General features: G+C 67.3%; 1 protein-coding gene. It reads right to left on the bottom strand.

Annotated elements, in window-relative coordinates:
* Window positions 1-490, bottom strand: a 490-nt coding sequence (locus EN745_RS35675) for a divergent polysaccharide deacetylase family protein (RefSeq protein ID WP_189363286.1), incomplete at both ends; no start/stop codon positions are given.

The raw sequence follows: 490 nt of genomic DNA, 5'->3' as shown, positions 1-490 counted from the left end.
TTCCAGCTCGTCCAGCTTCTTCAGGATCGCGCCGCGATCCTGCACCGCGTCGATCGATGTGTCGCCGGCGACGAACGGCACGCCGTCCTTCAGCGCCAGGTCCGGCGCCAGGCTGCGCGCCGACGAGCCGTCGTCGACATAGGCGAGACCCCTCTTGCCGAGCTCGGCGATGAACGGCGCCATCGCGGCCGCGTCGGCCGAGAACCGCGCCCCCATATAGTTCATGACGCCGGTATAGTTGGTCGTCCGCGACAGCGCCCAGTGCAGGCTTTTCAGGTTCTCGTCCGGGCTCGCCGCCACAGTCAGCGTGTTACGGCCGGGATTGATGTTGGGATAGTCGAATGGTTCGAGCGGGATCTGCAAGACGATCTCGTGCCCGCTCTGCCGCGCCGCCTGCATCCAGCGGCCGATGCTGTTGCCTTGCGGCGCGAACGCCAGCGTCACCTCGGCCGGCAATTTGGCGATGGCCGCCTGCGTGCCGGTCTGGGAG

The organism is Mesorhizobium sp. M4A.F.Ca.ET.022.05.2.1 (assembly GCF_003998845.1).
GTDB lineage: Bacteria > Pseudomonadota > Alphaproteobacteria > Rhizobiales > Rhizobiaceae > Mesorhizobium.
The sequence above is the reverse complement of the archived record's forward strand: the minus strand, read 5'-3'. Positions and strand labels throughout refer to the sequence as shown.